This window comes from Candidatus Limimorpha sp., from assembly GCF_056203535.1.
The window spans coordinates 1-4,454 of sequence record NZ_JBADWU010000012.1; the positions used below are offsets into that span (position 1 = coordinate 1).

Below are 4,454 nucleotides of genomic sequence, written 5' to 3' on the forward strand. Positions count from 1 at the left end.
GCCAACTTCAAGTAGGACGGAGTCCAATTTTCTCTCGTTCTCTAATTCTTGACAAAGAAAAAGAGAGAAGCCTGCCGGAAGTGCAAGACAACGAGCTACGGAAATCCTTTTGGAATTAGAGACTTTCGCTGCCCTCAAGGAATGCGATGCGATTCCCGTAAATTCCAGCGCGAAGCGCCAACTTCAAGTAGGACAGAATTCAAATTTCTCTCATTCTCTAATTCTTGACAATGAAAAAGGCAACTATATACTTTTTGACCCATGTTGATTGTCAAAGTCTTGTCAATTGTCGGGCAGCATCTCGGAGAGATGCGATTTCTGTTACCCCATACGTAGTGTGGGGCATGCGCATAACCCATAGATATGCTGGACGTCGCTACCCTACACTCCGCTACGCTCGTATAGGGTAACAGAAATGTGACCTCTTCGAGGTCGGCGGGTCTAATAATATATAGTTGCCAAGAAAAAAATGAACGGAGGATGTTAGTCCATTGAAAAGATTTAACGTCGTCGTCCTAAGGTATTAAAATTCAATCGTATAACTTCCATTTTTGTATGTCTTGCCGAAAATGTCTGCCGTGATACCCACAGGGATGGTCACCTGCATCGTTTTCTTATTATTTCCCCGTTCCCAACGCACCCGCAAGGTTCCATAGGGCGTTTCTTCCGTGACTTCCGTCCAGGTGATGCCTTCAGGGGTCTGCGGACGGATGCTCACCCGCCTATAGCCTGGCTGTGTGGGGATGATGCCGCCAAGTGCCTGATAGAACCAGCTGCCAATGCCGTTGTAGCAGTTGTGCAGCCGCGAGCGTTCGCCGTTCCACGACTCCCAGACGGCTGTCGCTCCGTTGTCCATCATATATAGATACCCCGGATAGTCGGTCTTCTTGAGCATACGGTAAATGAAGTCGCATTCGCCGGCATGGGTGGCCCATTCGGTCAGGACGGGCACGCCGACAAGTCCGCAGGCGATGTGGTTGTCGTATAATTGTGCAGTTCGTTCTGTGAGTTTCCTTGCCACTAATGCGGTAAGCGTGTCGGGAACTGCACCCACGAGCAAGGGATAGGCCATGTCTATTTGCGATCCTGTTCCGTAGGTTCCGTCTCCGTGGTAGAAAGTCTGGTGGATGTTGCGGTTCAGCATTTCTAACTGTTCGGCATAGCGGATACTGTCCTGAACTATGCCGAGATGTGCGGCGATATGGGTCATGTCGCGCAGACACTGACTCATTGCGCAGTTGCTGACCAAGTCGATAGACTCTCGGTTTTTGACATCTACGCCTTTTGGCGCAAGCCAGTCGCCTAAGCCCCAGTCTTTCCCGTTGGCACTGCTGAAATACAGCCCGTCTTCGATGGTTTGCTCGGCGAAGGCCAACCACTGTTTCATGTAAGGGTAGCCTTTGGCTAAACTCCGGTCGTCGCCGTAACTCATGAAGGTGCGCCAGGGTGCCTGTATGATGAACGAACACCAGTAAGGTCCGCCGCCCGCTTCGTGTGTGCTTGGAGCGGTGTTTGGTAGCGAGCCGTCTGTTCTCACCACGTCGTTCCAGGCCTGTAACCAATTGTAGTAGAGTGGGGCGACCTCGTAAAGCGTCTGCACGGTTAGGGTGGAAGCATTGCCGTCGCCGCCGTATCCGTGTTTTTCAAAACTGCCGCAATCGACCATATAGCCGTTGAAAGCCAGATTCTCGGTGGTGTAGGCCACCATGTCGTGAATGGCGCAGAGGTCGGCATCGGAGCAACTGAATGAGGCTCTCCGCGGATAGTCGGTCCTCATGCGGTGTACCTTGATGTCTTCGGGTTTTGGGGTGATGGGCAGGTTGATCAGCACAAGGTATTGGTAGGCCTGCTGGATGAATTTGTCGGTGAAGGTGTCGCCGCCTTCCGCGCCCGAACTGATGAGCGTGTTGTGTAGGAAGGTGAAGACAGTGCCGTCGTCGAATCTCGTATCGGCAAAGCCCACGGTGGTCTCGTGGCCCGCCGGAAGTTGTGGCAGCCTTATCTCGGGCAGACCGTTCACCACGCGTCCCATGTCGACGAACCACATATTCTCGCCGTAGGGCTTGACGCTCACGGCTGAAAAAGTCTCTTGTATAGTGCAAGGCTCGCACATCTGCTGCACGGCTTTTACTGAAACGGTAACGGTGTCGACCGCCACCCAAGGCAAGGTGTCGAGGGCCATGCCTGTAAGTGCTTTTGGAACCTGTCGTGCGTCAATGAGCTCTCCCGTGTAGTCATCGTGAATCCAAGTGCCCAAGTCGCGGTAGCCGCTGGCACAGCCCATCCATGTTTCATCGGTGGTGAGGGCCGTACGGCCGTCGAGGTCTAATTCTGCGCAGACCACCGCTCCGTCATACACCGCTCCGAAATGTTTTCGGTACCAGCCTGCTCCGGTCCAAAAAACCAAGTCGTTTTCGCCTTTTTTCAGCAACCCTGAAACATCGTAGGTATTGATGAGGGAATGTTTGCTGAGTTGTGAAACGGCGGGTGTCAGGACAGCATCGTTCACTTTTTGCCCGTTAAGGTAAACTTCGTGGTAGCCAAGAGAATTCACATAAAGCAAGGCCTGTGAGAAATCATCCGTGACCGTGAATTTCTTTCTTAAAAGGGCGGAATTGCCTGGAGCGGCACCGATGTATCGTCCTTCGATTTGGTCGAGAATTCCGATGCCGAACTGCTGCGGACTGCTCCATGGCGATGCGCCGTCGTGGTTCCACACCCTGACCCGCCACCAGCATTGCTGCCGTGATGAGAGGGGTGCGCCACTGTATGGCACCATAACCTGTTCGGCGGATGCCACTTGTCCGCTTTGCCACAAATCCGCCTCGCCAGCCAGCAGCTTGTCTGCGGAAGAAGCCACTTCAATCTGATAGGCCACCTGAGTCATACTTTTGTCGCAACGGGTCTTCCAACTGAAATGGGGCATATCGGAGTCGATGCCCAAAGGCTCTGTCAGGCCTTCGCATTTCAGGTCATACACTTCGGGGGTCGAACTGCAAGCGGCGAAGAGAAAGAACGCCAGCATGGCGAGAATGGGGTAGATGTGTTTTTGCATAGATAGTGGCTTATAATATGAACGGGCAAAGGTATGAAAATTATTGTTGTTACTTGTGCTTTTAAAGACGTTTCTAAAACGCCTTTACGCTTCGCGATAGCGTATCATGGCGACAGCACCCACCGCGCGACAGCGTCCTTCCCGTCGTCATCCTCGCGGAGGCGGGGACGGGAATCTAATCTATTATCCCGCCAAAAACATTATAAAAGCCCGGAAACGAGCGGTTGCGAGTTTCCGCACAAAAAAGGTTTTGCAAGTTTTGTGAACCCCAAAACAAAAAACTCCGAGGGCATCATGTGACACCCTCGGAGGCCTATTCTTTCTCAAGTGTGGCGTTTCAGGAACTGGCAAAAGACTGAAACGAATTGTTAAGCTTTAGTTTAAAAAGACTAAAGATGACAAATCAGGATGCACTTCTTGGCTTTTTCAGTTGCTTTGCTCCATCGGTAGGACCGAAATTCGACTTTTCGAGGATTTGGTCCGTGCATAGGTCTTTTTCCTCGACTTTTCGAGGATTTTGTCCATCGCAAGGTCTTATTTCTCGACACGTCGAGCATTTCGGTCCATCGGCATGACAAAATGTTCGAGATTTGGGACATTATGTCATGCGTGAGGTCTTTTTTCTCGACACGTCGAGCTTTTTGTCCTTGGGTCGGACTTTTTTCTCGAGAAGCGGAAATTTGGTCCGGTAGGAGGAGTTTTTCAGTCGAAAAATCCAAAAAAGAAGCGTAGGGCAGGGCTGATGGCTCGGGCGAAAGGCCTTTGCCATGCGTGAAGACAACGTTTCCGCAACCATGCGGAAGATACAGATTCCAATCAGTAGTGGGATATGGGACATCCTCAGCGGCGGGAATTTTGCCGCTGTCGTTAGGAGAGACCGCTTCGGACAGGCGGTCATCTATATCGTTTCTATGGATAGAAGAGTCAGATAGGTATGCCGTGCAGTTTTTTATGTTCCACATAAGTCATCAATTTTTTAGTTTGTCGGGGACCGCGATAGGAGAGCTTAGCCCCTTGCGAGGCGACGACATTCGCGGCAAGAGGTTCCCAAGCCCCCTGTTTTCCTGTCGCCAACGCTGTTCCGTGTCTGTAGGTGTTACACATGATTTGAATTTGATTAGATATGGCAAAAGTACAGCGTATTTCGTGAACGCGCCACTTTTGGAGGGGATTTTTTTATCAACAAAATTATCAACAGGGTAATTGGTTGGGGATGAGCGAAACAGAAAAATAATGATGAAAAATCGGAGCTTTTTTGAAATCCTTAAATCCGCAACCGATCTGCAAGAGTAATGAGTTCCAAAGTAGCAGGCCGGGAAGATGCCTTCAGGCCGTAGGGAATGGCATTTAGGTGTTTCCGTTGCACAAAATCCCCTTACCCCACGATGCGTCTTGAGGC

At 51.0% G+C, this 4,454-nt stretch carries 2 protein-coding genes; one reads left to right on the forward strand and one right to left on the reverse strand.

The features are described from left to right. Positions 1–523: 523 nt before the first annotated feature. Positions 524–3,055: a family 78 glycoside hydrolase catalytic domain gene (locus tag AC06MN_RS01245; protein WP_475670540.1), complete on the reverse strand. Its 2,532-nt coding sequence runs from the start codon at positions 3,053–3,055 to the stop codon at positions 524–526. Between the two features lie 767 nt (positions 3,056–3,822). Between AC06MN_RS01245 and AC06MN_RS01250 the strand changes: the two genes are divergently transcribed. After that, complete coding sequence (locus tag AC06MN_RS01250; RefSeq protein WP_475670541.1) at positions 3,823–3,987, forward strand: hypothetical protein; 165 nt, start codon at positions 3,823–3,825, stop codon at positions 3,985–3,987. The last annotated feature ends 467 nt before the right edge of the window (positions 3,988–4,454 follow it).

Excerpts from the sequence above, each read along its gene's own strand:
- AC06MN_RS01250 (WP_475670541.1), top strand. The coding sequence starts at position 3,823 with ATGCGTGAAGACAACGTTTCCGCAACCATGCGGAAGATACAGATTCCA.
- AC06MN_RS01245 (WP_475670540.1), bottom strand. The coding sequence starts at position 3,055 with ATGCAAAAACACATCTACCCCATTCTCGCCATGCTGGCGTTCTTTCTC.